The sequence below is a fragment of the Actinomadura hibisca NBRC 15177 genome, from assembly GCF_001552635.1.
GTDB lineage: Bacteria > Actinomycetota > Actinomycetes > Streptosporangiales > Streptosporangiaceae > Spirillospora > Spirillospora hibisca.
The window spans coordinates 144892-171372 of sequence record NZ_BCRO01000010.1 but is presented as its reverse complement, the minus strand read 5'-3'; the positions used below and the strand labels follow the sequence as shown (position 1 = coordinate 171372).

Genomic DNA, 26481 nt, shown 5'->3' with positions numbered 1-26481 from the left:
GCGCTGGGAGTCTTGGCCATCGACCACCCGCATCGGAACGGCCAGTCACGATAAGACGAGCCTGCGGGGCTCCTTGACGTGACCGGCCTCAGCGGAAGGCGTCTGGTAGGTCGATTCCGAACTGCTCGCAAAGACGGGGAACGCCATGGCGGTCGACGGTTCGAGGCGGATAGCCGGTGTGCCAGCGCACCGCCCAGCGGGGGTCCTCACAGCGGACTGGCGTTCCGCCGATAACCCCGCGTTCGGTAAGTGCTTCCGTAGGGAACACGATGCCATCGGCCGCCGACCCGTAACGCAGCGATCCGTCCGGAAAGGGTTCGTAGAGGTGTAGGTCGACGCGGAGCCGGTCGCCGTCATGGAGGACGAAGCTCCAAGGCCGGTCGCCCGGCCAAGGATGGATCCGGTCGATGCAGCGGTCTGCGAACACAACGAACAGCCGATGGGGCTGAACGGCAGGCGCTCACAGGTCAAGGTCGGAGTGCTCGCGTGTCTGCTCCTCCAGCAGAGCGTCCACGCATTAGCCGCCACTGACGCGTCCTCCGGCGCCTAGACCAGCAACACCGTGACGTGCTGGAACAGTGCTTGGACCAGCCCGAGCAGCGACGCGACATCCCCTCGTCCTGACAAGACAGGAGCGCCGAAAGCCTTCGCAGTGAGTTCTTGGCTCAGGTCAGGTGGAGGGCGCAGTCGTGCTCGATGGCGCGTTCGGCAGCACGGAGGAAGAGCGCGGTGTAGAAGATCACGGTGGGCGCTGGCGATCGTTGTGGTGTCGCAGTAGCTGGAAGGTATGGGCAACTCGATCGGGTCGTCGAAGTCGACGGGGATGAGCAGGTCCCAGTCGAGGCATCTGGACTGATCGCCTTGCAACTCCTGCCTGCAGAGGTCTCCGAACCGTGGCTCGGGCATGTAGGGCGGGACGTTCCGCAAGGTCCAAGGCCGAGCCGAGTTGGAGCAGCGGCCCGTTCCAGTCCTCGAAGGTCACCTCGATGATGTAGAGGCCCACGCCCGGAAGCGTAACTGGTGACCAGGCGATGAGGGCGTAAGCACCAAGGCCGCCGACGTGCCGCGCTTTCGCCCCCGGGCGGGGCGGCTGGTGTGAGGGCCAGCGCGGCGTTGACCTTCCGGGCCGGGCGACGCCTGCTCTGCCGACCACCGCTGATCGGTACGATGCGGGGGCGGTCGCGGCGGGCGCGATCATCGACCTGCGGCGGGGAACGATGGAGCTGAGGGCTTGGTGGGCGCGTTGGGCGCCGCTGGCCGCCATCGCGCTCCTGACCTACCTGGTGGCGCCCAACCAGCTCGTGCCCCCGACCGTGGCCGCCTCCGCAGGTTTGCAGGCCCATGCCGCACCGGAGACGTTCGCCGGGGATTCCTCCCGGTCGCCGGGAGCCACCTCCGATGACGTGACCGTCCAGCCGCGCGCCATCGCCGAACCCCATCCCGTTGCCCTGGATCGGGACGTGCCCTGGGCTGCGAACGTCGTCGCGCCGGGGCCGGGCAGGCGCGGCCTGCCCCGCGCCGTCGACGCCGGTGTGCTGGCCGCCTTGCGGCCCTCACTCAACGCTTTGCAGGTCCTGCGCTGCTGACAGGCCCACGCGGCCCCCTTCGTCGAGGCGGTGGTCCGCGCCTGTGACCTGATCGCATCAAGCACCTGAAAGCCGAGCATGAACATCGCCTTGTTGCCTGACCATGCCCGCGGCGAGGCCATCGCCGCCCGTGCCGCTACCGCGTTGGTGGTGGGTGAGTGAACGCCGGGATCATCGGCCAGGCCGCCGGCCTGTTCGCCGTCACCAACATCGACGACATCCTGGTCCTGGCCCTGTTCTTCGCCCAAGGAGCCGGACAGCGCGCGACCTTGCGCAACGTCGCCGTCGGCCAGTACCTGGGGTTCGCCGCCATCCTGGCCGTCGCGGTCGCCGCCGCGTTCGGCGCGACCTTCCTGCCCGAGGACGCCATCCCCTACCTGGGCCTGCTTCCGCTGGCGTTGGGCATCAAGGCCGCCGTCCAGGCGTGGAAGCACCGGGGTGACCCCGACGAGGAGAAGGAAGCCGCCCAGCGCGCGCCCAGGCCGTTGGAGGTCGCGGCGGTCACCTTCGCCAACGGCGGCGACAACATCGGCGTCTACGTCCCGGTCTTCGCCACCGCCGGTCTGGGCGGCATGAGCGTCTACGTGATCGTCTTCCTGATTCTGCTGGCGGTCTGGATCGCCGCCGGACGCTTCTTCGCCACCCGTCCGGTCATCGCCAAGGCCCTCAGCCGCTGGGGCCACGTTCTGCTGCCCGTCGTCCTGATCGGCATCGGCCTGCTCATCCTCATCGAGGGCGGAGCCTTCGGCCTCTGACCACCCGAACCTGCCCCTCGGAAACTGCAGCCTTCAACCGGACGGGAGGTGTTGAGTACCAGAGGCTCACGTGTCCGCCGTGGCGGTCGTCCTGCCCAGGGTGGCCCTGTAGCACGCCGTCACCGCCATCGCGATCAACCTGTTCCGCCTGGACACCTGGTGGAACACCCACCCTTCGACCGAGCCCGCTACCTCGCCCGCCTCGATCACGTCCTGGCGGCCTGGCCGGATTCGGCAGGTTGCTGGTCGCGAAAACGAGTTGTCCTCTGCTGGGACGGGCCTGCCAGACTCACCGCATGACGGAGAAGATCACTCGTATCAATCCCGAAGGGCTCCATGAGACTCCCGGTTATCACCACATCACCGTGGTGGAGGCGGGGCGTACTGCGCATCTGGCAGGGCAGTGCCCGGTCGGCCTGGATGGCGAGGTGGTGGGTGTCGGGGACCTCGACGCGCAGATCGACCAGGTGGTGGTCAACTCGATGGCGGCCCTGCGGGCCGTGGAGGCTGGGCCGGAGGATGTCGTGCGGTCGGTGATCTATGTGGCGTCCGGCGACCAGAAGGTGTTGGGTCACGCCTGGGCCAGGCTGGCCGATTCGCCCCTGGCAGAGGCGTTCACCACCGCGAGCACCCTGCTGGGAGTCGCGCAGCTGGGGTTTTCCGATCAGCTCATCGAGATCGACCTCACCGCGGCCCTTTAAGCACGGGAAGCGGCAGGCAATGGTGGTCGGTTTCGGCGGCGACGGGCGACCCTCCTGGGAATCCGGCGCTCATCTGGTGCCAGGCCAGGAAGCGGTAGGCCGCGCCCTCGGTCCCGGCTGAGGCCGAACGGCGTCGCGAGAACGCCGACCACGGTGGCAAGTGCGCCACCTGTTGGTCTCGGCTGGAAGTCATGGCACAGCAGCGGTCGGCGTAGGGCATGACGGGCGGGCTCGCAGCCATCGGCTCGGCGGCCGTGGCTGCGGTCTCCGTCAACGGGGTGTGCTTGCTCGCGGTCCGGTTCCGGGGCGTCGTGCGGTGGCTGGGGCCGGCGAAGGTGCCGGCCCCGGCACGGTGACCGGGCCGCGTGCCTGGTCGCCGTCGTGATGACGTCTCCGTGCCGAAGCCATGGGTGGTGGTCGGTCGTCAGTGGTTCAGTGAAGCGTGGGGACGGGCTTCTCGGTGATCGGGGTGGTGCGGCGCGGGAGGGTCAGGGCGGCGAGGATGCCCGCGAGGGTGAGCGCGGCCGCCGTGTAGACCGCGTCGCGCAGGCCGTCGGCGGTGGCGGCGCGCAGTGTCTCGCCGGTCAGGCCGGCGAGTCCGGAGGTGGAGACGCTGAAGTGCACGCGGCGATACCCTCGCGCGTCGCGCTGTTCCCTTGCGGGGATTACTGCTTGAGGAACTCCGCCGCCCGGCGCCATGTGTCGGTCAGGTCGGGATCGTCCACGGTCCAGGTGGTCGACCGGACCGTCCCGCGATCGCGGAACTGGCGCATGATCTGCACGTGAACGGGCAGCCGGACGAAGTCCCGCATGGCCTGGTGATCGCTCCATAGCGAGACCGAGCCGCTCCTGCGCCGCAGGGGCTCCATCCAGAGCCAGTGCCCGACGGCGCCCTCCAGGGTCGGCCACAGGCGTGCCAGCCGTGTGCCCGCCCGATAGATCTTCGGCATGTCCTGGACGTGGTCGCAGGTGAACGCGGTGACGCTGACGAGCACCTGCCCGTCGGCGCCGGCCGGTCCTGGCGTCCAAGCGGTCTTCAGCACGGTTCAGTCCTCCGGGAGAACGGCGGGGTCGGTGGCCTGGCCGCGCAGCCGTTCCAGGACGGCGCGGCGTGCGCGGGTGTAGGTGACCTCGGGGCCGACGAGCCGCGAGTGGACGACCGCCGACTCGCCCAGCGCGTCGATCTCGTAGGCGAGTTGCCCGGTGTCCAGATGGTCGGGAAGCTCGCCGAGGGCGACCGCCTCGTCCAGGAGCGAGCGGATGAACGCCAGCCAGTCGTGCAGCGATTCGACCATCCTGGCCCGCACGGGACCGGGCCGGTCGTCGAACTCGGTCTGGGCGGCGAGGAAGAAGCACCCACCGGGCAGCACGCCGTTCGCGTAGAAGGCCAGCCGCGCCTCGTGGAGCGCGAACACCCTGCGCAGACCGGCGGGCGCGCGCAGGGCGGGCTCCATGATCTGGGCGGTCCACTGGCGGCGCGCCCAGCCGATGGCGTCGAGTTGGAGCTGCTCCTTGTCCTTCCAGTGGGTGAACAGGCCGGACTTGCTCGCGCCCAGGTGCTCGGCGAGGCGTCCGAACGTCAGGCCTTCCAGGCCGTGCACCGAAGCCAGGGCGACAGCGGCCTCCAGGACCGCCTCCCGGGTTCGCCGTCCGCGCAGCAGACGGCCGTCTTCGCGCTTCTCGTCCTCCATGACGTCGACCGTACTCTATAAGTGCGATCGGTCGCACTTTTTATTTGGGACGGCGATAGGGGTCTGTCAGCAGATCTTCCGGTACGGGACGTCGGGGATGTTGGCCTTCCACTCCGTCTCCGTCAGCGCCTGACTCGCCATAGGCGACGGTCAGCAGGTCGTGCCGGTGGTGAAGCAGCAGATCAGACCGCAGCGGACGGACTGGCGGCGCAACCACGAACAGCTCGTCGAGGTGGCCTCGGCCCTCGTCGCTCGCGACGGCGTCCAGGTGTCCCTGGAGAAGATCGCCCGCGAGGCCGACGTGAGCTCCGCGACCCCGCACCGGCACTTCCCCTCCCGCCGCGCTCTGCTTGAGGAGGTCTTCCAGGACATCGTCGAGCGCCTCCGCCGACGAGCCGCTGCACACTCCGCCGTCGCGGTGATCTGCTTCTGCGGCGCGGACGACCGGGCAGGGCGCGGGCCGCCGCCCGCGCCGAGACCGGCGGCGGCCCGTCCGTGCTCACGGGGACGGTCAGGGGAGGGTGGGGATCCTCGGCTCGCTGTCGGTCCAGCCGACCTGCAGGTACAACATCTTGCTGAGCGTGCCGACGGGGCCGGAACCGGTGACCGACGTGCTCAGCACCAGCGAGGAGGCCGGGTCGATGATCACGGTCTCGACGAAACCACGCCGGCCCTGCACGCGCAGCCCGAACCCCTTGCGCCCGCGCTCGTCGGTGACCTCGCCCATGGCGGTGACCCCGGGCATGGCGGCGAACAGCCGGTAAGCGGCGGCGCGTACCTTCGGCGGTGCCGGAACGAAGCCGAGCAGGCTGGTCACACAGTTCCGCACGACCTCGTCCGTGGTCCGGCCCGCGGTGGGGTGGTTGCGCGGGACCGCCCGCCTCAGGGCGCTCCTCAGCTTGCCGGGGTCGGTCGGCAGCGCTTGGACCTGCTTGAACGTCATCTCCCTGTCACAGACCAGGAAGGTCGCCGTCCCGGTTTCCTTGGTGAGCTGGGGGCGGATCGGGTTCGGGTCGGGCGAGCCGGCCCGCCGGAAGGCGGGCGCGTCCTTGGCGGACATGGGCACGGCGCCGAGTCCTCGAGCTCCCGTCCAGGACTGGCCGTCCGGGCGGCTCCACTGCCCGATCAGCTGCTGCCCGAGCATGTGGTACTCCGGCTTTCCGTTGCTGTAGGCGCTTGAGTGCACCCTCAGGACGTGCCAGTACTTGCCGGTGGTCGGTGCGGCCTCGGCGTGCTCGGCGGCGGTCAGCAGCACGGTCCGCGCCGACATCGGCTGCGCGACGGCGGGCGCCCGGTCGGGATCGGGCGCGCGGGGAGCGGTCCCGGGTGCCAGGACGACCGCCCCCGTGACGGCGGCGGCGGTGGCGGCCACGCCGAAGCCGCTCCACCGGGCGGGACGGCGCCAGGCGCGGCGCGTCGGCCGCTCCGGCTCGCGCATCCCCTTGAGAAGGCGACGCTGGACGGCGGCCTCGGTCTCCGGCGTGGCCGGCTCGTCCAGCATCGTGGCGATCATCTCGAGTTCGTCCATGGTCACAGTCCTTCCGTGTGGGCGGGCAGCGCCGCGCGCAGCTTCTTGCGCGCCCGGCTCAGGCGGGAGCCGACGGTGCCGTACGGGACGCCGAGAACGTCGGCGATCTCCTCGTGGGTGAGCTGGGCGAGGGCCTTGAGCAGCACGACGTCGCGGTCCTTGCGCGACAGCGCGGCGAGCGCGCGGGCCAGCGACGGCTGGAGCCGTTCGGCGGACACCGAGGCCGCGACCCGGTCGTCGTGGCCGCCGGGGTGGCGGTCCGCGACGACCTGGGCGAGCGTCCGGTAGCGGCGGAGTTCGGTGCGGCGGTGCCGGGCGATGAGGTTGGTCGCGATGCCGAACAACCAGGGCCGGACGGACCCTCGGGACGGGTCGAAGGCGGCGCGGCCGCGGAACGCGGCGAGGAAGATCTCGGCCACGACGTCGTCGGCCGCCTGTGGGCCGAGGCGTCCGGCGACGTAGCGGTGGACGTCGGCGTAGTGCCGGGCGTAGACGGCGGTGAAGCGGTCGCCGTCGCGGACGGACGCGGCGAGCAGCTCCGCGTCCGTCGGGGCCGTGTCGGTCGGGGCGGTCACGTCGCCGCCCCTTCCGTCGGATCCGGCATGGGCACCTCCAGGGGGGATGGTCATCACTTCTACTTGGCCCGTCCCTCGGATCGCTTTCACGCGGGTTCGGCGGCCTGTCCGGTGCCGACGGGGGCGGGGGCGCGCTGGCACGCCTCCGCCCACGATCTCCAGAAGCCGCAGGCCGAAGGATTCGCGGCACTCCCGAAAAGCCATGAACCGCTCGAACGCCTGCACAATGCCTTATCAGCGCACTATTCAACGCCTGTACGGGTTAGCGCGTGGTCCTGGACGAGGCCCGACCTTGCATGCACTGCGAACAGCACAAAACTCTTTATATTCACCCATTCTCTACATCAGGCGAATTGCTTACAGCTGGTACGACAACCTGCAGGAAGCGAGCCGAAGAGAGGGCGTCCCGACCGGTCCCCGCAATGCGACAAGTCTTTACCCGGCACGCTGAAAAAGATCATCGTGGGCGAGCATAAGAGGAGTGTCGTTTCAGAACACGTCCCTTTCGGCGCCGTATGTCGGCACCGAATATCGGGAAGGACTCTCATGAACAGACAAATCCCCGCCGCCTCCGTCATCGTCGCGGCCGCCGCCGCTGGAGCCGTGGCGGCGATGGGCCTGGGCCTCTCCTTCGCCTCGGCCGCCGAACCGTCGCCCGCCAAGCCGGCGGCCGTCGCTCCCTCGCCCTCGCCGAGCGACCAGCCCAGCGTCACGGTGACCTGCATGAAGCTCCCCGGCTCGTCCCCCGCGGGAGAGCGCCGCACGGGGCCCGCGCCCGAACCGGCCGTCGCTCCCGGCGGCGAGCCGGCTCCCGGTTACGTGCCGGTCTGCGTCCAGGCGCCCAACTCCTCCCCCAGCCCGTCGGGGAAGTGACCCCATTCGCCGGCGCTCGGCTCAGGCGCTGACGCAGGTCGCGCGTCGGACCAGGACTGTTCTGGTCCGACGCGCGACCTGCGTTCGATGCCAAGCCCGGACCGCCATCACGTTCCCGGCTGACAACGGGTCGGTCAGTCCAGGTCGGACATGTCGAGCACGAAGCGGTAGCGGACGTCGTTGCGTTCCAGGCGCTCCAGAGCCGCGTTCACCTGCGACGATGGCAGCAGTTCGATGTCGGCGGTGATGCCGTGCTCGGCGCAGAAGCGCAACATGGCGGCGGTGGCTGGACGGCCGCCGCTGCCGGCGGAGCTGAGCTTCTTGCGGCCGATGAGCAGGTCGGTGGCGTCCACGGTGATTGCCCCGAGGTGACCGACGTGGCTGAGGGTGCCGTCCATGGCGACCGTGCGCAGGTAGGGCGTCAGGTCGTGGGGTGCGGAGATGGTGTCGATGACCACGTCGAATCGGTCTCGGACGGCTTCCATCTGCGCGGCGTCGGTGGAGACGATGAACCGTTCTGCGCCGAGGTTGTGCGCTTCGTCGGCCTTGTCTGGCGTGCGGCTGATGACGGAGACCGTGGCGCCGAGCGCGGCGGCCAGTTTGACGGCGAGGTGCCCCAGGCCGCCCAGCCCGGCCACGGCGACCTCGCTACCCGGACCCACTCCGAGGGCTTGCAAGAGTTCCCAGACAGTGATGCCCGCGCAGAGCAGAGGAGCCGCTCCGGCCGCGTCGAGGCCCGTGGGCAGGCGGTAGGCGAACTTCTCGCGGACGATGTATTCGCGGGAGTAGCCGCCCAGAGTGGTCGTTCCGTCCTGGCGATCGCTTCCGCCGTAGGTCAGGGTCGGGAAGTCGCGGCAGAAGTTCTCCTGACCGGCCTGGCACATGGGGCACGTCCCGCACGAGTCGACGATGTTGCCGACGGCTACGGGCTGGCCTGGGGCGAAGCCGGTGACCGCGCTGCCGACCTCGCTCACCGTGCCCGTGAACTCGTGCCCCGGCACCAGGATTCCGTTCGTGGTGTTCTTGTGCGCGCGCAGCGCGTGCAGGTCGCTGAAGCAGACGCCGCAGTAGTCCACGCGTACTGCGACGTCGTCCGGGCGTAGGTCGCGGCGCTGGAGGGATGCGCGGCGCAGCGTCTGCGTCGCGCGGTCCGCCTGCCAGCCGGTCGTCGTGCGCATCTCTCTCCCAAGACAGACTGTTCGGTCTGTTTGACTCTAGGCGAGTCGGCTCCGATTGAGCAAACAGACTGGTCTGTCTGTTAAGGTGGCGGCCATGCCCGACCAGCCTTCGAGCGCACGCGGGGCCGCGACGCACCAGCGGATCATCGACGCCGCCACGCAGGAGTTCGCCCGGCACGGCATCGCCGGTGCCCGCATCGAGCGGATCATCGCGGCCGCCCGGACCAACAAGGCGCAGCTCTACGGCTACTTCGGCAACAAGGAACGGCTGTTCGACGCGATCTTCTTCGCCTCGCTGGAGCGCATCACCGACGTCGTCCCCATCGACGTCGAGGACCTGGCCGACTGGGCCGTGCGCCTCTACGACGAGTACCTCGCCCGCCCCGATCTCATCCGCCTCGCCACCTGGGCCCGCCTGGAGCGGCGCCCGAGCGGCCACCTCGTCGCCGAGCCCGAGCGATACGACGACCGCAAGCTCCGCGCCATCGCCGAGGCCCAGGCCGCCGGGCGCGTCAGACAGGGCGACCCCTTCGACGTGATGGCCATGGTCATCGCCATGTCCATGGCCTGGTCGCCGGTGAGCAACGTCTACGCCGCCACCGCGACGGAGCCCCCGGAGGTGCACGATCGGCGGCGCGCGCTGTTGCGGGACTGCGTTCGCCGCGCCGTCGCTCCGGAATGAGCGGTGTCCGCCGCGGCCTGGAGAACGACCGCGCGACCGTGCCGCCTTCGGGGATTCCGCCTCTTGCTCATCTGTCGCCGCACACCGCCCGCTGGTAGGTGACTTCCAGAGCTTGACGTCGTCCAATCATCAGCGCTCTTTGCCATGTGGGCGAGGCCGTAACTCTGCCGGACGGCTGACCTGATCTGGCGTGGAGTGCGGGTTCAGCGTGAGCGGCGGCGTGCCTGGAGGTCGTGTTCGGCGTTGATGCGGATGGAGGTGGCTTCACCGAGGCGGATGTAGCGCCAAGGCTGGACAGGCGCTGGTGGCGAGATTCAGCCCGGCGTTCGGGAACGGCGCGTCCGGCGGCGGCCAGGGTGCTGTGGCGCAGCTGTCGCCTGCCACTGCTGCGCTCGCGGCTGAGACGGTGCGGTGCAGTTGGCGAGCGTCGGCTCCGACGCGGGAACGCAGGTTCACCCCGTGCGCCAGCAGAGCCGACACCTCGGCGGCGGTTTCGGAATCGGCTGCGGCGACCAGTTGCCCTTGCTCGCGGGCGGGCCTGGAGCGCGGCGTGCAGGGCGGCGCGGTAGAGCTCCTGCTTGCCGCCGAACATGGCGTACAGGCTGGAACGGTTGAGGCCGGTGGCGTTCACGAGGTCCTGGACGCCGGTCGTGGCAACGCCCTGCCGCCAAGAACAACCGCGCCCACCCCCGGCCGGTGCGCCGCGACTCCAGCAGCCCCTCCCGGAAGTCCCGGCGTAGTGGATCGCCACACTCTAGATCACCGCACCAAGGACCTGTCGGCGTAGCCATCCACCGAGCCGGGCTTCCCACTTATGTAACGACGTTCTATAGTCATGTTACTTCGATCTGCAACTCAGGGGCATCGGTCCACTGGAGGTTGTGATGGCAAGGACGACACCCGGCCGCCGGCGGGATCCACGCCCTGCGCCGCCGTCGGGGCGCGAGAACGCGGTGGTAATCGGGAGCGGCATGGGCGGCCTGCTCGCGGCCCGGGTACTGCTCGATCACTTCGATCGGGTCACCCTGCTCGACCGGGACCGTTTCCCGGAGTCGCCGGCGCATCGGTCCGGGGCGCCGCAGTCGTATCACGCGCATGGCCTGCTGCTACGCGGCCGGGAGATCATCGAGGCGCTGTTCCCGGGGATCGAGGAGGACCTGAGGGCGGCCGGGGCGACCGTCGAGCGCGACCGCGTGCCGTTCCAGGTGGTGTCGCCGTTCGGGCCGCTGCCGCTCATGTCCATCGACTACGAGTTCGGCGTCTACAGCCGGTTCCTGCTGGAGTGGCAGATCCGCGAGCGGTTGGCCGCGCACTCCCGGCTGCGGCTGCTGGGCGGAACGGAGGTGGTGGGCCTGGACACCGGCGGCCCGGCGGCCCGGCCGGGTTCCGATCGGGTCACCGGTGTGCGGACGCGTCATCGCGGCGCGGACATCGGCGCCATCTCCGTGCTCGCCGCCGACCTGGTGGTCGACGCGAGCGGGCGCCGCTCCAAGGCGCCGGACTGGCTGCGCGAGCTGGGCTACGGCGAGGTGGCCGAGGAGACCATCACCTCCGGCATCGGCTACGCGTCGCGTTTCTACGCCAAACCCGACGGGTTCCCCGGCGACTGGTCCGGGATCGTGGTCAACGGCCGGGCCCCGGACAATCCCCGGAGCGGGCTGGTGCTGGGCATCGAGAAGGATCAGTGGCACGTCACCCTCGGCGGGTCCGCCGGCGCCGCGCCGCCCACCGACGAGGCGGGGTTCCTGCGGTGGGCCCGCGACCTGCCGGATCCGACGGTCTACGAGTGCATCCGGATCGCCCGCCCGCTGACCCCGATCCGGGGCCATCGCACGCTGACCAACCGGCTGCGCCACTTCGAGCGGCTGGCCAGGTGGCCGTCCGGTTTCGTGGTCACCGCCGACGCGGTGTGCGCGTTCAACCCGATCTACGGCCAGGGCATGACCGTGGCCGCCACCGACGCGCTGGTCCTGGACGAGTGCCTGCGCGACCACGCCGACCCGCCGCGCGGCGACGTCCGGCCGCACCCGGCCCGTACCCGGCCGGGCTTCGAGCGGGAGTTCCAGCGCCGGCTGGCCAAGAACGTCGCGACCGCGTGGATGGTGGCCAGTAGCGAGGACCTGCGCTGGCCGGGGACCGCCCTGCACGGGGCACGGCCACGGCGCAGTGGAAAGGCCGCGCGCCGCTGGATCGACCTGGTGCTCCGCGCGGCCGTGGCCGATCCGCACCTCGCTGAGCGATACTTCAACCTGATCATGATGATGGCGCCACCGGCCACGCTGTTCGGCCCCCGGGTGCTGGCGCACGTCGCCCGGACCGCGATCGCGGGAAGGCTGGGCGTCCCCAGCCGGGAGTTCGGCCTGACGGACGCCTCGCTGGCGGCCGTCCGCGCCTTTCCCGACGCCCGCCCCGAGCCCGGCGACGGGCCGGCGGCGCCGGGACCGAAGGCGCCGGGACAACACCGAGCCGTCACATGACATCGCCGCCATGGCCGGCCTCGTCGGGGCCGGCGACATGTCCGCGCGCATCAACCGACGGCGGCGTGGTTGCATGGCCGCATGCCATCACCGCCGCCCGTCTCGTTCCGGACACCGACCCGACGCTCCCGGGGACGGCGGTGAGCCGGGGGCGGACGTCGGCGCTGGTGGTCCGCGAGGCGCTGCTGCGGGCGGCCCGTGAACTGCTCGACGAGCGCGGCCCCGCGGGGCTGGCGATCCGCGACATCGCCGCGCGCGCCGGGGTGGCCCCGATGGGGGTGTACAACCGGTTCGGCTCCAAGGACGGCATCCTCAACGCGCTGCTCGAACAGGGTTTCGCCGAGCTCGCGGCCGCGGTCACCGTCCGTCCCGACGTCGCCGACCCCCTCGCCGCGATCACCACCGGAATGGGCAACTACCGCGCCTTCGCGCTGGCCAATCCCGCGATGTACCGGTTGATGTTCGACCTGCCGATCGCGGGGTTCGAGCCGTCGCCGGAGGCCCGCATGATGGCGCTCGCGGCGTTCGAGCGGCTGGTCGACGCGGTTCAGCTGGGCATCGCGACCGGGCACCTGCGGCCCGGTGATCACGAAGAGATCGCCCAACGGGTCTGGGCGGGCTGCCATGGCGCGACCAGTCTGGAGCTGCGTGGCATCGCCTTCATCACCGACTACGACGCCCACTACGCCGCGCTCGTCCGGACCCTGTTGCGCGGCCTCGCCGCCCGTCCCGACGCCGAGAGCGGGTGAGCCGATGATCACGGTCAACCGGGCCGGGCTGGAATTCGATGTCATCGAGAACGGGCCCGCCGACGGTGAGCCGGTGGTGTTGCTGCACGGTTTCCCCCAGCACGCCGACAGCTGGGACGCGCTGACCCCGCTGCTCACCGCGCACGGCTACCGCGTCCTGGCGATGGACCAGCGCGGCTACAGCCCGAACGCCAGCCCGCGCGGACGCCTCGCCTACCGCGTTGAGGAGCTCGTCGCCGACGTCATCGCCCTGATCGACGCCCGGGCCGGCGGCGGCCCGGTGCACGTGGTCGGCCACGACTGGGGCGCGGCGGTGGCCTGGGCGCTGACCGCCGCCCATCCCGAGCGGGTGGCCAGCCTGACCGCCCTGTCGGTGCCGCACCCGTTCGCGTTCCTGACGGCGATGTTCACCAGCGTGCAGGGGCTGAAGTCCTGGTACATGTACTTCTTCCAGCTGCCGTGGCTGCCCGAACGGCTGCTGCTGGTCAACCCGGTCCGGACGCTGGTCCGGTTCGGTCTGTCCCCGGAGCAGGCCCGGCGGGACGCGGCCCGGTTCACCGGCCCGACGTCGCTGCGCACCGCGATCAACTGGTACCGGGCCATGCCGCTGATCGACCCGCGCGCCGCCCGCACACCGGTACGCCGTCCGACGTTGTTCGTGTGGTCCGACGGCGACACGGTCATCTCCCGGCAGGCGGCGCAGCGCTGCGCTCGTCACGTCCAGGGGCCCTACACCTTCGTGACGCTGGCCGGGGTGAGCCACTGGATCCCCGACCAGGCACCCGACGAGCTCGCCGAGCTGCTGGTGCCGCACCTGCGGCTCTGGCCCGCCGTCGCCTCCGGCTGATGAGCAGGCACGCACCCAGACGGCCGGAAGCGCCAGCATACGGGTGTGACGGGAGAGCCGGTCCTGGTGGCGGCGACCCCTGAGCCGCCGCCACCAGGCACGCACCGCCGCTCAGTACGGCCGCGCCAGCCGTCAGATCTTCAACACGCTCGCCCTCCCCCGCTCGACCGGGCGTCGCCGGCTCATCCGGCCAGGCCGCGGCGCAGGGCGGCGACGAGCTCGGCGATCTGCCGCTGCGACACCTCGGCGGGCAGGGCCTGCGACCCGTGGAACGTGCCGGGCCACTGGTGCAGTTCGACCGGCACGCCCGCCCGCAGCAGCCGCAGCGCGTACTCGATGGCCTCGTCGCGCAGCGGGTCGAACTCTGCGGTCGCGACGTGGGCCGGAGGCAGGCCGGACAGATCGTCGGCCCGTGCCGGCGCGGCGTAGCGGGTGGCGGGCCGGGCGCCCAGGTAGTGCCGCCAGGCGGCGGCGAGCCTGTCGCGGGTCATCCACGGCGTGTCGGTGAAGGTGCGCTGCGACCAGGTCTCCTGCCGGTCGTCGAGCATCGGCTGGTTGAGCAGCTGGAAACAGATCGCCGGGCCCTGCTCGTCGCGCGCCCGCAACGCCGTTCCGGCCGCCAGCCCCGCGCCCATGCTGTGGCCGCCGACCGCGATCCGTTCCGGGTCGACGCCGAGTTCGGCCGCGTGCTCGGCCACCCAGACCAGCACGGCGTAGGCGTCGTCGTGGGCGGCCGGGAACGGGTGCTCCGGGGCCAGCCGGTAGCCGACCGAGATCACCACGGCCCCGGAGCCGGCGGCCATGCGAACGGCCTGCGAGTGCTCGCTGTCCAGGTCGCCGAAGACGCCGCCACCGCCGTGCAACCAGATGACGGCGCCCTGCGCCTGGTCCGGCCGGTAGATCCGCACCGGCACCTCCGGGGCGGCGGGCACCGTGCGGTCCTCGATCTCCAGTCCGGTGGTGTCGGGTGCCGGTCGCAGACCGGCGCTCGCGGCGAGTTCGGCGCGGGCGGCGACGGGATCGCTCAGGTCGAGGCGCGGGAAGAGCGGGATGAAGGCTTCAAGTTCGGGGTCCATGCCGTTCACTCTCGCGGTAGTCCCCCATCTGGATCATCCGCCATCCGTCGGACGTTCCGCGCCGGTTTCGCGCCGATCGGCGCGGCGGGATCGAAACACTCGGGTCCGCCTGGCCCGCCGACGCGGCTCGCCATCGCCGCCGATCTCCTTCACCACATGGCGGTCCCAGGACGGCCGGGTGTCGAGCCGACCATCAACGCCGGCCCGTTTCGTCACCAACGCCTCTCGCGGGCCTGCGTCGGGATTCGCGAGAGCCGATCAGGCGTCCGCATGGGACAGGCGATCGGGGAGGTCGAGGAGACCTTCGATGCGGAGCACCGTCCCGTCCGCCGTCGGCGACGGTCCCCCGGTGACGAAGTCGATGCCGCGGTCCAGCCAGATGCCGGTGAGCCCCGCGAGGACGGCCGCGGTCACGTCGCTCTCCAGCATGTCGCCCACGTTGACCGCCTGCGCGGGGTCCGTTCGCATCCACTGGCAGGCGGCGGCGTAGGCGGCGGGCTTGGCCGCGTCGAGCTCGGTCGGGGTCAGGACGGCTTCGAAGTACTCCAGGAGGCCGAAGCGGGCGAGCTTGGCGCGCTGCTGCTCGGGGTCTCCGTTGGTGAGAACGGCCAGGCGCGGTCCCGAAGGAAGCCGTTTCAAGGCCTCCAGGCAGGGGTGGGCATCGGGATAGCACCGCCAGGACTCCTGGAAATCGGTGAGGTAGCGGTCGGTGATCCAGGCGTCCAGAAGGCTGGGACTTTCCGGAACCGGCTCGCCGAGCATCGGCAGGAAGGAACGGACCCTGCGCCTGTGATGTTCGGCGAAGGAGCACTGACCGGCCAGGTACTCCCGCATGTGGCGCCCCTCCAGCGTCCACCACAGCGTCATCAGCTCCTCCGGTGGAGCCGTCGCGTTCGGCGCTGCCCGGACGATCCGGCCGATCGTTTCCCACACCGCGCTTCGATGGTCGACCAGGGTGCCGTCCAGATCGAAGAAGATGACGTCCGCCATAGAAGGATCATTTCGTGGCGCTCGTCCCCGGGGAACGCGTTCGGTGCTGTGAACCAGCTCGTCATCGCCTCACTACCAGTGGGTACTCGCCACACTGGCGGCCATGGATTCTTCCTCGGCGCCGTCCCGGCAGGTGTTGATCGTGCTGCGCGGCAACTCGGGTTCGGGCAAGTCGAGCATCGCGGCCGAGATCCGTCGCCGCTACGAGAAGCGTGACCTGGCCGTCGTGCCGCAGGATGTGGTCCGTCGGCAGATCCTGCGGGACCGTGACGTTCCGGGGGCCGCGAACATCGACCTGATCGACACCATCGTGCGGTGGAGCCTGGACCACGGCTACCACGTCCTGCTGGAGGGCATCCTCTTCGGCGACCGGTACGCAGAGATGATCCAACGGCTGGTCGCCGACCACACCGGGCCGAGCCTGTTGTACTACATGGACATCCCGTTCCCCGAGACGCTGCGCCGCCACGCCACCAAACCGGTGGCTCACGAGTTCGGCGAGCGGGAGATGGCCGAGTGGTACCGCGAACGCGACCTGCTCCCCGGCCTCCGGGAGACGGTGATCGGACCCGCCCAGTCCCTGGAGACCACGGTGGAGCAGATCATGCGCGACGCGCGCGAGGCCCGAGGCCGTGCCGGTCACGACGGCGTCGTCATGTGAGCACTGGGGCAGGCGCTGGGAAGAAGGTGAATCTGGATATGATTTGTCCCGTTCAGATCCAGCCGCGGGAGGGCGAAGCAATGGTCTTTGTTGAGCGAGAAGAACTCCTGGTCATCGGCATCGCCGTCCGCACGACCAACGAGGCCGAGGCCGACCCCTCCCGCGGCCTACTGCCCGGCCTGTGGGCCCGCGCCGGCGCGCCCGGCGCCTTCGAGCACGTCCGATTCCGAGCCGACGATCGGCTCTATGCCGTCCTGACCGACTACGAGAGCGACGAGCACGGCGCCTACACCCAGATCGTCGGCGTCAAGGTCACCCAGCTCACCGGCCCGCCCGAGGGCATGGTGGCGGTCCGGGTTCCTGCCGCCCGTTACCTGAAGCTGGAAGCTCGCGGGCCCATGCCGCTCTCCCTCATCCAGGCCTGGCAGCAGGCCTGGAAGCACACCGACCCGCCCCGCACCTTCACCACCGACCTGGAGGTGCACACCGACCAGGGCGCCGACCTCCTCATCGCCGTGCACGCCTGAGCCCGCCCCGACCAGCGGGCCGCACCATCCCCTCTTTCCCCCACACCCCGGTTGAGGATCGGAAGCCCGTGGCAGGGTACGGCGAAGGCGTTGATCAGGTGGGCTCTCCACTGACCAGAAGAAGCAGTCATGGCGGGACTTCAGGGGTCGCGTCCGTCATTTTGGGTCGGTTCGGTGGTCGGCGTCGCGGCGGGCGTTGCGTGCACGCCGATCGTGTGGTTGCCCAAGGCGAAGGTCGCGTACATGGCGTCCTCGACGGTGAGCCTTTTCCAACCTCAGTTTGAGCAGGTGAGGTGGAGGGTGAGGACGGCCTGGACGAGGCTGGTGATGCGGGTGGTGCTGCATCGGAGTTTGCGCAGGAGTCGCCAGTTCTTGAGGGTGGCGACGGCGGGTTCGACCAGGGCCCGGATCTTGGCCTGTGAGCGGTTCACGGCCTGTTGGCCTTCGGAGAGGTTCTCCCATCGGCCTCGGAACGGCACGCGGACGGCTGGTCCTGCGCCCTGGTAGCCCTTGTCCGCCCAGCACGGGATGCTTGCGGTGCGAGGGCGTCGAGGATGCCGTGTTTACGGGCGGCGCGGATATCGTGGATGGCGCCGGCCAGGGCGGGTGAGGCCCACAGCAGGCGGCCAGCCGGGTCGGCGAGGATCTGGACGTTCATGCCGTGCTTCTTGTGCCTGCCTGAGTAGAACGGTCGGTCGGCAGCGATCCGGTCGGTCGGCAACAGGGTGCCGTCGAGCAGGACGAATGCCTTCCTCGACGCTTCGCGGACGGCTTGTTGGAGTGTGGGCGCCAGGGCTGCCAGGAGGTCGACGGCTTCGGCGATGTAGCGGTAGGCCGTGGCCGTGCCGATGCCGAACCCCGCGGCGAGTTGGGCGTAGGGGTGCCCGTTGCGCAGATGGGCGAGGGTGAGTAGGGCTTGGCGGCCGGCGGTCAGGCGCCGCCATCGGGAGCCGATCGCACGGCGGCGTTCGCGGATGCGGGCGGTGAGGAACCGAAGGTGCGAGCTGGACAGGTCCAGTCCGCACGGGCAGACAAGCATGTGAAGCCTCTGGCGGAACGGGTGATCTTGGTGGTGAACCCGTCTACCAGAGGCTTCAGTCGTCTGTCACGCCAATTTGAGCCGAAGCACGATAGCTGTCACCGTCGGCCTCCACTGGCCTGCGGCATCCAGCGAGCAAGGCACGGTGGTTGTCACCGGCGCGCTGGGACAGCTCATTGGATCAAGTCGGTGTGCGGATGCTCGGGGGAAGTCGGGCAAACGTAGATCTGCATGTTGTCCGTGCTGCCTACTTCTACCGCCGTCGGCTGCGAGGGGTCCTGGCCCGCGTAGTGAGAGCTGACGGCGTTTGCCTGGTCTTCTTGCGGCACCCAGCCTTTGTCACCGTCCCACTCAAAGGAAGCGATCGTCAGCAGCGGGATCATCTGTGCCTCGCACACGGCGCAGTACTGCGGGTACGGGTCGGTGCGGCCCCACGGGGGCCAGCCTCCAACCTTCCAGCCGGGTGCGTTGCCCAGATGGGTGGAGTAAAAATCGCGCGGATACGCCGCGTAGGAGCTGTCCACGTCGGCGCCGCCGGCCTGCCACCTGTTCCAGTCCTCCAGCATCTCCTGCAGTGCCGGGCTCAGGTCCAGGCTGTTGGGGTATTCGATGATCGCTTCTGGCGCCAGCAGGCACGGCTCCGGCACGTAGCCCGGATAGTCCGCCTCGTACGGTTCCGGTGGTGTGACGAGGACGTCGCCGACCTCCGCGGCCGACCGCCAGAACAGTGCGGTCGCCGGCTTGTAGTTCGGATCGTGCTCGTACGGGCACCAGAGGATCTGGAGCAGGTCGGCTTGCCCGGGCGGCCGCAACAGGGATACGTCGCGCAGGAACAGCTGAGCCACGGGCAGCATCGGGACCGGGCATTCCGCCGGGCCGGGAGGGCCGGCTTCGAGCCGTTCGGCGAGCCACGCGGCATTGCGCTTCTTGAGCGCCTCCTCTGCGGGTGTGAGGGTGGGAGCCGGGCCGTCAGGGCTCCACCGGGAAGACAAGATCCGGCGGAGCCGCACTTCGGTCGGCGACTGGCGAAATCCGGTGTCCACGTGCAGGTGGACGTCTTCGCAGTGCGGCCAGGGCTCGCCGGCCGGCCACAGCAACGGCCCGCCGACCGAACTGTCACTGACCGACGGCGACCCCGGACGCGGATGCAGCCGTATCGCTGGGCGCGCCAGCGGCGCGAGCTCAGGGAAGACCGCTGTCACCTCAACAGGCCGCGGCGGAGTAGTTCGTACGAAACTCATACCAGTGATCTTGTCACCAGCTACTGACAGCAGGGGCCATCCAGCCCGGCACCCGGGCGGCCCAACCATCCGAACGAGGCGAATGAGGCCGACCACAACGTTGGTCCGATCATGCAGTAGGCCTCATCCGGCGTTTCCGGTGACAACTATCGCGCTTCGGCTCACAACTGCTGCACCGCACCGGCAGGTTAGAAAAGGCTCGCTGAACCCCGCCTCTTCCATCATCTACAGCAGCAGTTCCAGGCCGGGCCACTGGTCGGGGGGCGGACGGGCGCGCTCCTGGAGCCGTCACCGCCAGCATCGCCGTCTCCCTGCGGTTCTTCTGCGCGATGTCGGGCTTCATGCTCGAGCTGACGCTGTTCCTTCAACTCGGCCTTGGCTACTCCCCGATGCGCGCCGGCCTCACGACCATCCCCTGGGCGCTCGACATCACGGTCGGCGCGATCAGTGCGAAGCGTCGGTCACCCGCTGTATAGGTCATCTGCGGAGTGGGCGCTGCGACGCTCTACCTGACCGGTTCGGGCGACGTCTCGTCGTTGCGACTCGTCCCCGCCCTGCTGATCTTCGGCTTCGTCCTGGCGGGTGTCGACGACCACGAGGGCGGTTCGGCCGCCGGGGTGCTGGAGGCGAACCAGCAGCTCGCCGGGGCCGTCGGCGTCGCCGCGCTGCCTGTCGTCCCAGCGATGGCGGGCCGCCGCCTTTCACGATGAGGAGTTCAGGATGAATCGTTCTCAGGCGGCCGCATGTTCCGAGCGTCTCTTGAGCCGCAGTAAGAGACGTGGGGTTGTCATGATTCCTGTTGGCGTTGGCGTATGAGGTCTTCGAGTGCCGCGATCCAGGGTTCTTTCACGGTGTCGCTGGCAGCGGGTTCATAGGGGTGGGCGACCACTTCCGCGATGTCCCTGCTGTCAGGTTCTGCGGCAGGTTCGTAGAGGTGGGCGGTCGCTGCGGGGATGCGTCCCCGAGAACCGGCCGGAACACCGCGATCGGCACCGGAATGGGTGGGAGGCATGCCGGTGAGGTCGGGTTCGGGTGCCGGGTAGTTGTGGACGGTGTCGGGGTCCAGGAATCCGTCGCGGGTCTGGGGCCATTCCGGCACGGTGGCCATGGTGGCGCCGATGCGGTCGCGGATGTGCCGCTGTTCGGCGGCGTCGTCGTGGTGTCCGCGCTGTTCGTCGATGTCGGCCCACTTGTCGAGGAGGGCGAAGGCCAGGGCCGACTGGTCGAGGGTGAGGGCTACGGTGACGGGCTTGTCAGGGGTGTGCCAGCCGTCGCGTACGTGAGCCGCCACGGTGTCGCGGATGCTGTCGGCGAGGCCGACGATGCCGCGCGGATCTCCCCTGACGATGGCACCGTCGGTTTCGTCGGAGATGCAGATGAGGAGGGTGTGCCAGTCGCCGACGGTCAGGGCGATGGGCCGGGTCTCTGCTGCGTTCATGCGGTGAGCTTTCGCGGCATAGGGAGACGGGACTCGGGATCGTACCTCGGGTCCCGTTCTTTGATCATCCACCGGATGACGGCCTGCACGCAGAAGGGGTCACGGTCGAGAATCCGTGGATCGGCCTCGGCAGGCGCATCGCCCTTGTAGCTGCTGGGTCGTCTTCTGCTTGCTTGCGAGCCGATGCCTTGGGAGCCGGGATGTCCTACCGAGTCGTCAGCATGGCCAGTGACCGCAATTCGTCTTCAGGAGGAGAGCAATGCCGGTTCGCAAGCTTCCCCAGCCTGCACCTGACGAAGTGTTGCTGGTCAGTACGTGCTACCAGGACGGCACGGCACTGTGGGGCGAACTGTTCAAGGAAGTCGGGGGCCATCGTGACGGTGATGTGCTCCTGGTCGGGGCGGCCGGATGCGGCTTCGTCTGAGCCCGACCGGCCGCTGACCATCGTCGACGTGCACGACACTCCAGGGCAGGTCGCCGTCCTTCCCCTCCGCAAGGCCGGGTCGATGGAGTGCAACCTGGGACTTTCCAACATGAGCTTCCACGACTTCATCACTCCAGAGGGCACCAAGCCGTGGTGGAAGGACTCCTGAGGGGAAACCCGTGTCGTGGTCGACGGCCCCGCCCACTGGTAGTGCGTATGGACGGGCCGTTCGTCGCTTGCCGGTGCGGCTAGCCTCCGTAGTGGGCGTCCTGCACGGGCCCGTCACACTGTGCCCGGACCGACATCTCAGGCCGGAGTATTTCGGTCGGCACGCCCTCGACCTCGAAATAGCGACCGCCCGGTCCCGTACGGCCCCGGATCTGGAATCCGAGTTCGGCCAACTGCTCGGCGAGCTTGGCGCGGCCGACGGCTCCGCCCTCGCGTCCCACCGTCTCCTCGCTCAGCGCCTCGGCGTTGGGCGTCCATGTGTCGCCGAGCTGGTCGGTGATGCCGATGAGGTAGCAGTGGACGTGCAGCAGCGGCGGGGGCGGTTGCGGGGAATCGCGGGCGATCACGTGCAGGACGGCCGCCGCCGCGTACCCCGTACCGGGCTGCTCGCCGTCCAGCAGGGGGCGGGTCCGTGCCAGGTGGCCGAGGGTCCGGTGCGCGGCGTTCATCATCGCCTGCTTGATGCCTTCGCGCAGGGACGCGTCCGTGGTCTGCGCCCAGATCCACGACACCGAATTGGGGGCCGAGAAGATCAGGTGGCCGGTGGTCGCGCGCCGGCGGTCGGCGGGCTTGATGTTGGCGGGGCCGTAGATGGGGTCGCAGCCGCGGAGCAGTAACGCCAGCTCGTTACCGGTGACCTCGGCGCCCAGCTTCACGCCCGCGAACGACAGCGCCCGTTCGGAGCCGAGCCACATCGAGTTCGCGCGCTGGCGGCTGGTGTCGGTGCGGGCGAAGGCGCGGGGAGAGAGGTCTTCGGCGAGGGCGTTGGCCTGGATGGCGCAGGTCTCGTGGCCGTCGGGGGTGGCGGGCAGCGTGATCGTTTGCACTGTCAGCACGGCGGGGTCTCTCTGCTGATCGGAGCGTGACGGACCGGGCCACCGTAGCCGCGCAGACGATCAAGGAAGGCGGTCTGCGGGATCACGGCCGGGAGCGGCCACCGGACGGCTCGCGCCTCCGGCGGGCGGCCCGGCCGAACACCCGCCGCTGACCGACGCGGACCGGAGGCTCATCGACGCTCTGGGACGCGACGGCCGCGCCTCCTACGCCGACCTCGCCGCCGCCACCGGCCCCACCAACCTGCTCGCCCAGGCGTTGTGCGCCTCCCCCGCCGATCTGCACCACTACCTGACCCGCAGGCTCAGCGCGCTCGAACAGATCAGCACGATCGAGACCGCACCGGTGCTCCGCACCGTCAAGGCCGCTGGAACGCTGCTCACCGGGTGACGGACGCGGCGCGGGGCTTCCGGCGCGCTGTCCATGAACGTTCACCGGGTCCGGTGACGCGCCGGGCAACGTCCTTCACGCTCGACGGCGGATGATCGCATCCGTTGGAAGGCCGCGCCTACTTCCGCACGTGGAAGCGGAGCGTCGTGACGGCGCCCGCATGGGTGTTGCTGAAAGGTTCCAGTTCGACCCTGCCCAGGCTCGGCGGCGAGAAGCGGACGCCATCGCCGAGGAGCACCGGCAGGACGTACACCAGGATCTCGTCGACGAGTCCGAGCCGCAGGCACTGGGCGGCCACGTCGGCGCCGAGGATCTCCAGGTTCTTGCCGCCCGCGGCGCCGCGTGCCGTGGCAACGGCCTCCTCAAGTCCACAGGTGAGGAAGGTGACCGCAGGGTCCGGCTCGTCGGGCGGCCGGTGGGTGAGGACGAACTGCGCTCCCCCGTCGTAGGGGGTGCCCTCCTTGGACATGCGCTTGGCGACCTCGTACGTGCCCCGGCCGACGAGCATGGCGCCCGTGGCCGCCATCACCTCCGGAATCGCGTCCGCTGTCAGGTAATCGGAGATCCAGTCCATCGCGTGGCCGGGACCGGCGATGAAGCCGTCCAGCGACATCGCCCTGTTCACGACCACTTTGCCGGTGCCCGCATCACTCATGCGTTTTCTCCACAGCTCTCGGAAGGCCGGAATCGGAGCATAGTTCGGACGGCTGACATTGGCGGGAGTTGCACGCCTATCTGCGATGACGCCGGTACACGCGTGCCATTGCGGTAACGTCCCAGCGGTGAAGGCGTGGGTGACGGCGCGAACGACGAGCTCACGCATGAGGCGCGGCGGGAACGGTCATATGGGCAGTGCTGTGCGGCCAGGCCACGCCGCCTTGGAAGGTTGACGCCATTCATCTGCTTGGGGTGCGGCTCGCGCACAGGGATCCGGCGAGCCGGACTGATCACCGGGAACGAGCCGCCCCTGCCAGGAATTGCTGGCGGGCTCGGCGCTCACCTGGCCCAAACGGGTGATGACGGGGAGACGGGCTACCGATCAGCGTGGGCGGCTGTGGGCGACCTCGGCCAGGTCCGTCCATTGATCGACCGAGGAGTGGGGCACGACCACCCAGTCCTTGACCTCCCTGCCCCGCCCCGAGGGGTCGAACAGGGACGCTCCGGGCAGCGCAAGCGCGGCCGCGTGTTCGGGGGTGTCCCTGACCAGCCGGAACACCATCGCGCCGTCGCGGTGCAGGTTCGCGAACACCTTCCCCGCATGGTCCTTGAGCGCGGGACTCCCCATCATGCTGGAGACCCGTACACCCAGGTCGGCCAGCTCGGCGCCGACCCGCCGGAAATCCTCTTCCGCGCTCATCATCAGTGGTCCCGAACTCCATGGCAGCGTGATCGAGCAGCTCATCGCGGTCGGGACGCCTCCCGCGCGAGGCGACCGCCCCCGCTCCGCCTTCCGGCCGCACGGTGCTCAACCTAGCCGCCCCGACGAAAGTGATCAAGGTCGGACTCCGCGTGTGCTCGTCGGCGCAGGCCACCGACTCGGCCTCGCCGAGGCTCGGGCCCGGACGCCGGGTCGGGTCGGCGTACGTCAGGCGGGCGTTGCGCAGGAAGGCAAAGGAAGAGCCGCACCCAACCGAGTTCAAAGCACGTTCTCGTCAGGCGGGCTGAGCTCCTTGACTGCGATCTCCCGCCCTCCGTCCGCAGCCAGATTCGAGGTGGGAACCCGGCGACGCACTGTCGGACTCCACCGGCGGCCATCGTTCTCGCAGGGGCGTGGTCCAGAGTCGGGACGGAGTCAGGGATGCACGGTCCCCGCTGCCCACGTCGGTTCGGTGACGTCGTCGGCCCGCGCAGCGGCGCTGACGCCTTGCCCCCGAACTGGAAACGCTCCTGCCTAGCCTCGTACCGGCGGCAAGGGCAGGGAAAAGCCGACGGAGCGATGGCCGCGAACCTGGTCTCAGCTAGACGATCTGGTCGAGATTGCTGATCCGCCAGCGGCCGTCCACCCTGTCCATCGTCAGGCGCCAGCAGTGGTCGCGGGAAGCCCCTGCCCCGGCCGGTGGGCCGGTGGCCTGGGATGACGCTTGGACGATGACGGTGGCCTTGACCGCGTCCGCTTGGACGATCGCCGTTTCCACCCCGAGGCTCCTGGTGGAGCTCTTGGCGTTGACCGCCGCGGTCTTGATCTGTGCCGCGCTCCGCGCCCACTCTGTTGCGTAACCACCGGTGGCGCAGGCCGTGACCTTGGCCAGATCGGCGTCGATCGTCTTGTGGTCGACCGTTACCAGGGCTGCAGCGCACTCTCCGGCGTCCTTGAACAACGACGATGTCGCCCCGGCCGGCCATGGGTCTGTTCCGCTGCTCTGCGGGGCGGGCAGCAGGGTGAGCTCGCTGACCAGCCATCTCCCCTTGCGGCTCAGCATTTCGACGCGGATCGCCTGCTTGTCGAGCCGTTCGGGGGAGCCGGTCTGCCGCGTCTTCCGGTGCAGGACGACGAGCACGCCGGCGCGGCCGGGGGCCATCCGCTCCAAGCCTGCGGCCACGACGGTGCCTTCGGCGATGGTTTTCTGTCTCGTCGCGGTCGTGCGGCGCTGTTGCAGGCTGCTCTGGTTCTTCTGCCAGAACTCCTCGGCCAGATCGGCCCGGGTACGTTGCAGGTCGGCGTCGTAGCTGAGGTAGTGGTAGCTGGTGAAGTTCCGCACGGCCAAGCCGGCGGCGGCCACCGCTTCGGGCCCGTCCGCCGGCAAGCCGACCGGCTGGGCGGCGCTGTCGCCGCCCCTTCCGCCACGATCGGCGTCCGCTCGGTGGTTGTTCCACAGCACGCCTGCCGTGCTGACCGCGATCACGGCTGCGGCGGCTCCGGCGACGATCCACCAGGTCCTGTTACGACCCTTGGGGGCTGAAGGTGCCTGCGGCCATGGCTGATGCTCCGGCTGGAGCCGCGGCGGCTGCGACTGCGGCGGTTGCGGCAGCTGCAACTGCGGCGGCGGGGAAGGCGGCGGGAGGGCCGGTTGCGGAGCACCCTGCGGAGGCGGAGGGGTCGCCGGTTGCCCGCCCAGGAGGGTGAGCAGAAGCTCTTGCGACGACGGCCGTAGGGCAGGGTCTTTGGCCAGGCACCGTTCGACCAGGATGTGCAGATCGTCGGGGAGGCCGCTCAGATCGGGGACGCCGTTCACGATCTGGTGGATCACGGCAGGAATGCCGTCGCCCCGGAAGGGGGGCCGGCCCGCCGCGGCGAAGACCAGCGTCGCTCCCCAGGCGAAGACGTCCGCCGCCGCTGTGATCCGCCCGCCGGCGATCTGCTCCGGCGCCATGTAGGAAGGGGTGCCGACCACTCCGCTGGCGATCGTCGAGTCGGCGCCGAACTCCAGCGCCCGGGCGATGCCGAAGTCGATGACGCGGGGGCCGTCGGAGGCCATCAGGATGTTCGGCGGCTTGAAGTCGCGGTGCACGATCCCCGTCCGGTGGATCGCGGCCAGGGCGGTCGCGGTGCCGACCGCGAGCCGGTGCAGGTCGTTGCCGCCGCGCGGTCCGTGCTCGGCGACGGACTCCTGGAGCGAGGGGCCGGGCACGTACTCGCTGACGATGTAGGGCTGGTCCCCGGCGATGTCGGCGTCGAGGACCTGAGCGGTGCAGAATCCCGCGACCTTCTCGATCACCGACAGTTCCCGCGCGAACCGGGCCCGCATGGCCTGGTCCCCGCTGAGCTGTGTCCTGAGCAGCTTCACCGCGACCTGGCGGCCGCCTTCGTCCCGTCCGAGGTAGACGACCCCCTGGCCGCCCTCACCGAGCCGTCCCTCCAGCACGTACCGTCCGAGGTTCGGCGGATCGCTCGAACGCAGCCCACCCGGACCCGCCATGGAACCTCCCTCGCCACGGGAAGACCAGAGCCTTCCAGGCACGGCTGTCCCATGTCAAAAAGACTGTGGCGTTCATAAGGACCGGCGGCGGCCTCCGTCGTCGTGGTCGAGCGTGCGGCGCTCTCGGGGCCGGG

31 protein-coding genes and 2 pseudogenes are annotated in these 26481 nt (G+C 69.9%); 16 read left to right on the top strand and 17 right to left on the bottom strand.

Annotated elements, in window-relative coordinates:
- Positions 1 to 88: 88 nt before the first annotated feature.
- Positions 89 to 427 carry a nucleotidyltransferase domain-containing protein gene (locus tag AH6_RS43395; RefSeq protein WP_157431256.1) on the bottom strand — a complete coding sequence of 113 codons (339 nt, stop codon included), beginning with the start codon at positions 425 to 427 and terminating at the stop codon, positions 89 to 91.
- A gap of 790 nt (positions 428 to 1217) precedes the next feature.
- On the opposite strand from AH6_RS43395, the gene AH6_RS04245 reads away from it, so the two are divergent.
- From AH6_RS04245 to AH6_RS04235, 3 genes are all read left to right on the top strand, one after another.
- The gene (locus AH6_RS04245) at positions 1218 to 1586 is read left to right on the top strand and encodes a hypothetical protein (RefSeq protein ID WP_067473770.1); all 369 of its coding nucleotides are present in this window, start codon (positions 1218 to 1220) and stop codon (positions 1584 to 1586) included.
- 158 nt (positions 1587 to 1744) lie between these two features.
- Positions 1745 to 2341 carry a cadmium resistance transporter gene (locus AH6_RS04240; protein WP_067473767.1) on the top strand — a complete coding sequence of 199 codons (597 nt, stop codon included), beginning with the start codon at positions 1745 to 1747 and terminating at the stop codon, positions 2339 to 2341.
- 296 nt (positions 2342 to 2637) lie between these two features.
- Positions 2638 to 3042: a RidA family protein gene (locus tag AH6_RS04235; protein WP_067473764.1), complete on the top strand. Its 405-nt coding sequence runs from the start codon at positions 2638 to 2640 to the stop codon at positions 3040 to 3042.
- Positions 3043 to 3474: 432 nt separating this feature from the next.
- On the opposite strand, the gene AH6_RS04230 is transcribed toward AH6_RS04235, so the two are convergent.
- From AH6_RS04230 to AH6_RS04220, 3 genes are read right to left on the bottom strand one after another with little or no spacing between them, the layout of a single operon-like run.
- Entirely contained in the window at positions 3475 to 3666 is a 192-nt protein-coding gene (locus AH6_RS04230; protein ID WP_067473761.1) for a hypothetical protein, read from the bottom strand.
- Between the two features lie 41 nt (positions 3667 to 3707).
- Positions 3708 to 4085: a hypothetical protein gene (locus AH6_RS04225; protein ID WP_067473758.1), complete on the bottom strand. Its 378-nt coding sequence runs from the start codon at positions 4083 to 4085 to the stop codon at positions 3708 to 3710.
- A gap of 3 nt (positions 4086 to 4088) precedes the next feature.
- Positions 4089 to 4733, bottom strand: coding sequence for a TetR/AcrR family transcriptional regulator (locus tag AH6_RS04220; RefSeq protein WP_067473755.1), 645 nt, complete (start codon positions 4731 to 4733; stop codon positions 4089 to 4091).
- 160 nt (positions 4734 to 4893) lie between these two features.
- On the opposite strand from AH6_RS04220, the pseudogene AH6_RS46935 reads away from it, so the two are divergent.
- Positions 4894 to 5082, top strand: a pseudogene (locus tag AH6_RS46935) (TetR/AcrR family transcriptional regulator); the annotation flags it as partial.
- 162 nt (positions 5083 to 5244) lie between these two features.
- Here AH6_RS46935 and AH6_RS44525 read toward each other — a convergent pair.
- A complete protein-coding gene (locus tag AH6_RS44525) occupies positions 5245 to 6261 on the bottom strand; it encodes a CU044_5270 family protein (RefSeq protein ID WP_067473752.1) in 1017 nt (338 codons plus the stop codon).
- A gap of 2 nt (positions 6262 to 6263) precedes the next feature.
- Positions 6264 to 6836 carry an RNA polymerase sigma factor gene (locus tag AH6_RS04210; protein ID WP_067473749.1) on the bottom strand — a complete coding sequence of 191 codons (573 nt, stop codon included), beginning with the start codon at positions 6834 to 6836 and terminating at the stop codon, positions 6264 to 6266.
- A gap of 546 nt (positions 6837 to 7382) precedes the next feature.
- Here AH6_RS04210 and AH6_RS04205 point away from each other — a divergent pair.
- Entirely contained in the window at positions 7383 to 7709 is a 327-nt protein-coding gene (locus AH6_RS04205; RefSeq protein ID WP_067473746.1) for a hypothetical protein, read from the top strand.
- A 134-nt stretch (positions 7710 to 7843) separates the two neighbouring features.
- Here AH6_RS04205 and AH6_RS04200 read toward each other — a convergent pair whose 3' ends face one another.
- On the bottom strand, positions 7844 to 8887 hold the full coding sequence (locus tag AH6_RS04200; protein WP_067473744.1) for an NAD(P)-dependent alcohol dehydrogenase: 1044 nt from the start codon (positions 8885 to 8887) through the stop codon (positions 7844 to 7846).
- 94 nt (positions 8888 to 8981) lie between these two features.
- Here AH6_RS04200 and AH6_RS04195 point away from each other — a divergent pair, with 94 nt between their 5' ends.
- The gene (locus AH6_RS04195) at positions 8982 to 9569 is read left to right on the top strand and encodes a TetR/AcrR family transcriptional regulator (RefSeq protein WP_067473741.1); all 588 of its coding nucleotides are present in this window, start codon (positions 8982 to 8984) and stop codon (positions 9567 to 9569) included.
- A 67-nt stretch (positions 9570 to 9636) separates the two neighbouring features.
- Here the strand turns inward: AH6_RS04195 and AH6_RS42050 are convergent, their stop codons facing one another.
- A complete protein-coding gene (locus AH6_RS42050) occupies positions 9637 to 10320 on the bottom strand; it encodes a TetR family transcriptional regulator (RefSeq protein WP_281180187.1) in 684 nt (227 codons plus the stop codon).
- Between the two features lie 220 nt (positions 10321 to 10540).
- Between AH6_RS42050 and AH6_RS04190 the strand changes: the two genes are divergently transcribed.
- From AH6_RS04190 to AH6_RS04180, 3 genes are all read left to right on the top strand, one after another.
- Positions 10541 to 12046, top strand: a complete 1506-nt coding sequence (locus AH6_RS04190) for an FAD-dependent oxidoreductase (RefSeq protein ID WP_067473738.1) — start codon at positions 10541 to 10543, stop codon at positions 12044 to 12046.
- A 65-nt stretch (positions 12047 to 12111) separates the two neighbouring features.
- Entirely contained in the window at positions 12112 to 12795 is a 684-nt protein-coding gene (locus AH6_RS04185) for a TetR/AcrR family transcriptional regulator (RefSeq protein ID WP_169807794.1), read from the top strand.
- 4 nt (positions 12796 to 12799) lie between these two features.
- Positions 12800 to 13642, top strand: coding sequence for an alpha/beta fold hydrolase (locus AH6_RS04180; RefSeq protein WP_067473732.1), 843 nt, complete (start codon positions 12800 to 12802; stop codon positions 13640 to 13642).
- Positions 13643 to 13824: 182 nt separating this feature from the next.
- On the opposite strand, the gene AH6_RS04175 is transcribed toward AH6_RS04180, so the two are convergent.
- Entirely contained in the window at positions 13825 to 14718 is an 894-nt protein-coding gene (locus tag AH6_RS04175; protein WP_067473729.1) for an alpha/beta hydrolase, read from the bottom strand.
- A 258-nt stretch (positions 14719 to 14976) separates the two neighbouring features.
- A complete protein-coding gene (locus tag AH6_RS04170; RefSeq protein ID WP_083982201.1) occupies positions 14977 to 15708 on the bottom strand; it encodes an HAD family hydrolase in 732 nt (243 codons plus the stop codon).
- Positions 15709 to 15811: 103 nt separating this feature from the next.
- Here AH6_RS04170 and AH6_RS04165 point away from each other — a divergent pair, with 103 nt between their 5' ends.
- Together AH6_RS04165 and AH6_RS04160 are read left to right on the top strand one after the other, a co-directional pair.
- The gene (locus AH6_RS04165) at positions 15812 to 16369 is read left to right on the top strand and encodes a P-loop NTPase family protein (RefSeq protein WP_067473726.1); all 558 of its coding nucleotides are present in this window, start codon (positions 15812 to 15814) and stop codon (positions 16367 to 16369) included.
- 80 nt (positions 16370 to 16449) lie between these two features.
- Positions 16450 to 16896: a GyrI-like domain-containing protein gene (locus tag AH6_RS04160; protein ID WP_067473723.1), complete on the top strand. Its 447-nt coding sequence runs from the start codon at positions 16450 to 16452 to the stop codon at positions 16894 to 16896.
- Between the two features lie 275 nt (positions 16897 to 17171).
- Here AH6_RS04160 and AH6_RS04155 read toward each other — a convergent pair.
- Together AH6_RS04155 and AH6_RS04150 are read right to left on the bottom strand one after the other, a co-directional pair.
- A pseudogene (locus AH6_RS04155) lies at positions 17172 to 17935 on the bottom strand (transposase family protein).
- 173 nt (positions 17936 to 18108) lie between these two features.
- On the bottom strand, positions 18109 to 19176 hold the full coding sequence (locus AH6_RS04150) for a hypothetical protein (RefSeq protein ID WP_067473720.1): 1068 nt from the start codon (positions 19174 to 19176) through the stop codon (positions 18109 to 18111).
- A 341-nt stretch (positions 19177 to 19517) separates the two neighbouring features.
- On the opposite strand from AH6_RS04150, the gene AH6_RS46485 reads away from it, so the two are divergent.
- Both AH6_RS46485 and AH6_RS04145 read left to right on the top strand, forming a co-directional pair.
- On the top strand, positions 19518 to 19652 hold the full coding sequence (locus tag AH6_RS46485; protein ID WP_281180186.1) for a hypothetical protein: 135 nt from the start codon (positions 19518 to 19520) through the stop codon (positions 19650 to 19652).
- 12 nt (positions 19653 to 19664) lie between these two features.
- Positions 19665 to 19886, top strand: a complete 222-nt coding sequence (locus tag AH6_RS04145; RefSeq protein WP_067473717.1) for a hypothetical protein — start codon at positions 19665 to 19667, stop codon at positions 19884 to 19886.
- 77 nt (positions 19887 to 19963) lie between these two features.
- Here the strand turns inward: AH6_RS04145 and AH6_RS04140 are convergent, their stop codons facing one another.
- On the bottom strand, positions 19964 to 20614 hold the full coding sequence (locus tag AH6_RS04140) for a hypothetical protein (protein WP_067473713.1): 651 nt from the start codon (positions 20612 to 20614) through the stop codon (positions 19964 to 19966).
- Between the two features lie 259 nt (positions 20615 to 20873).
- Here AH6_RS04140 and AH6_RS43390 point away from each other — a divergent pair, with 259 nt between their 5' ends.
- Positions 20874 to 21038 carry a hypothetical protein gene (locus tag AH6_RS43390; protein WP_157431254.1) on the top strand — a complete coding sequence of 55 codons (165 nt, stop codon included), beginning with the start codon at positions 20874 to 20876 and terminating at the stop codon, positions 21036 to 21038.
- A 28-nt stretch (positions 21039 to 21066) separates the two neighbouring features.
- Positions 21067 to 21207 carry a hypothetical protein gene (locus tag AH6_RS43385; protein ID WP_157431253.1) on the top strand — a complete coding sequence of 47 codons (141 nt, stop codon included), beginning with the start codon at positions 21067 to 21069 and terminating at the stop codon, positions 21205 to 21207.
- A 79-nt stretch (positions 21208 to 21286) separates the two neighbouring features.
- Here AH6_RS43385 and AH6_RS04130 read toward each other — a convergent pair whose 3' ends face one another.
- Positions 21287 to 22102: a relaxase domain-containing protein gene (locus tag AH6_RS04130; RefSeq protein WP_067473707.1), complete on the bottom strand. Its 816-nt coding sequence runs from the start codon at positions 22100 to 22102 to the stop codon at positions 21287 to 21289.
- A 148-nt stretch (positions 22103 to 22250) separates the two neighbouring features.
- Here AH6_RS04130 and AH6_RS47225 point away from each other — a divergent pair, with 148 nt between their 5' ends.
- A complete protein-coding gene (locus AH6_RS47225; protein WP_157431252.1) occupies positions 22251 to 22490 on the top strand; it encodes an Lrp/AsnC ligand binding domain-containing protein in 240 nt (79 codons plus the stop codon).
- Between the two features lie 118 nt (positions 22491 to 22608).
- Here the strand turns inward: AH6_RS47225 and AH6_RS04125 are convergent, their stop codons facing one another.
- The 3 genes from AH6_RS04125 to AH6_RS43375 form a co-directional block, all read right to left on the bottom strand.
- Positions 22609 to 23145 carry a dihydrofolate reductase family protein gene (locus tag AH6_RS04125; RefSeq protein ID WP_067473704.1) on the bottom strand — a complete coding sequence of 179 codons (537 nt, stop codon included), beginning with the start codon at positions 23143 to 23145 and terminating at the stop codon, positions 22609 to 22611.
- Positions 23146 to 23529: 384 nt separating this feature from the next.
- Positions 23530 to 23850 carry a hypothetical protein gene (locus tag AH6_RS04120; protein ID WP_245679171.1) on the bottom strand — a complete coding sequence of 107 codons (321 nt, stop codon included), beginning with the start codon at positions 23848 to 23850 and terminating at the stop codon, positions 23530 to 23532.
- 598 nt (positions 23851 to 24448) lie between these two features.
- On the bottom strand, positions 24449 to 26347 hold the full coding sequence (locus AH6_RS43375) for a serine/threonine-protein kinase (RefSeq protein WP_067473701.1): 1899 nt from the start codon (positions 26345 to 26347) through the stop codon (positions 24449 to 24451).
- Between the last annotated feature and the right edge of the window lie 134 nt (positions 26348 to 26481).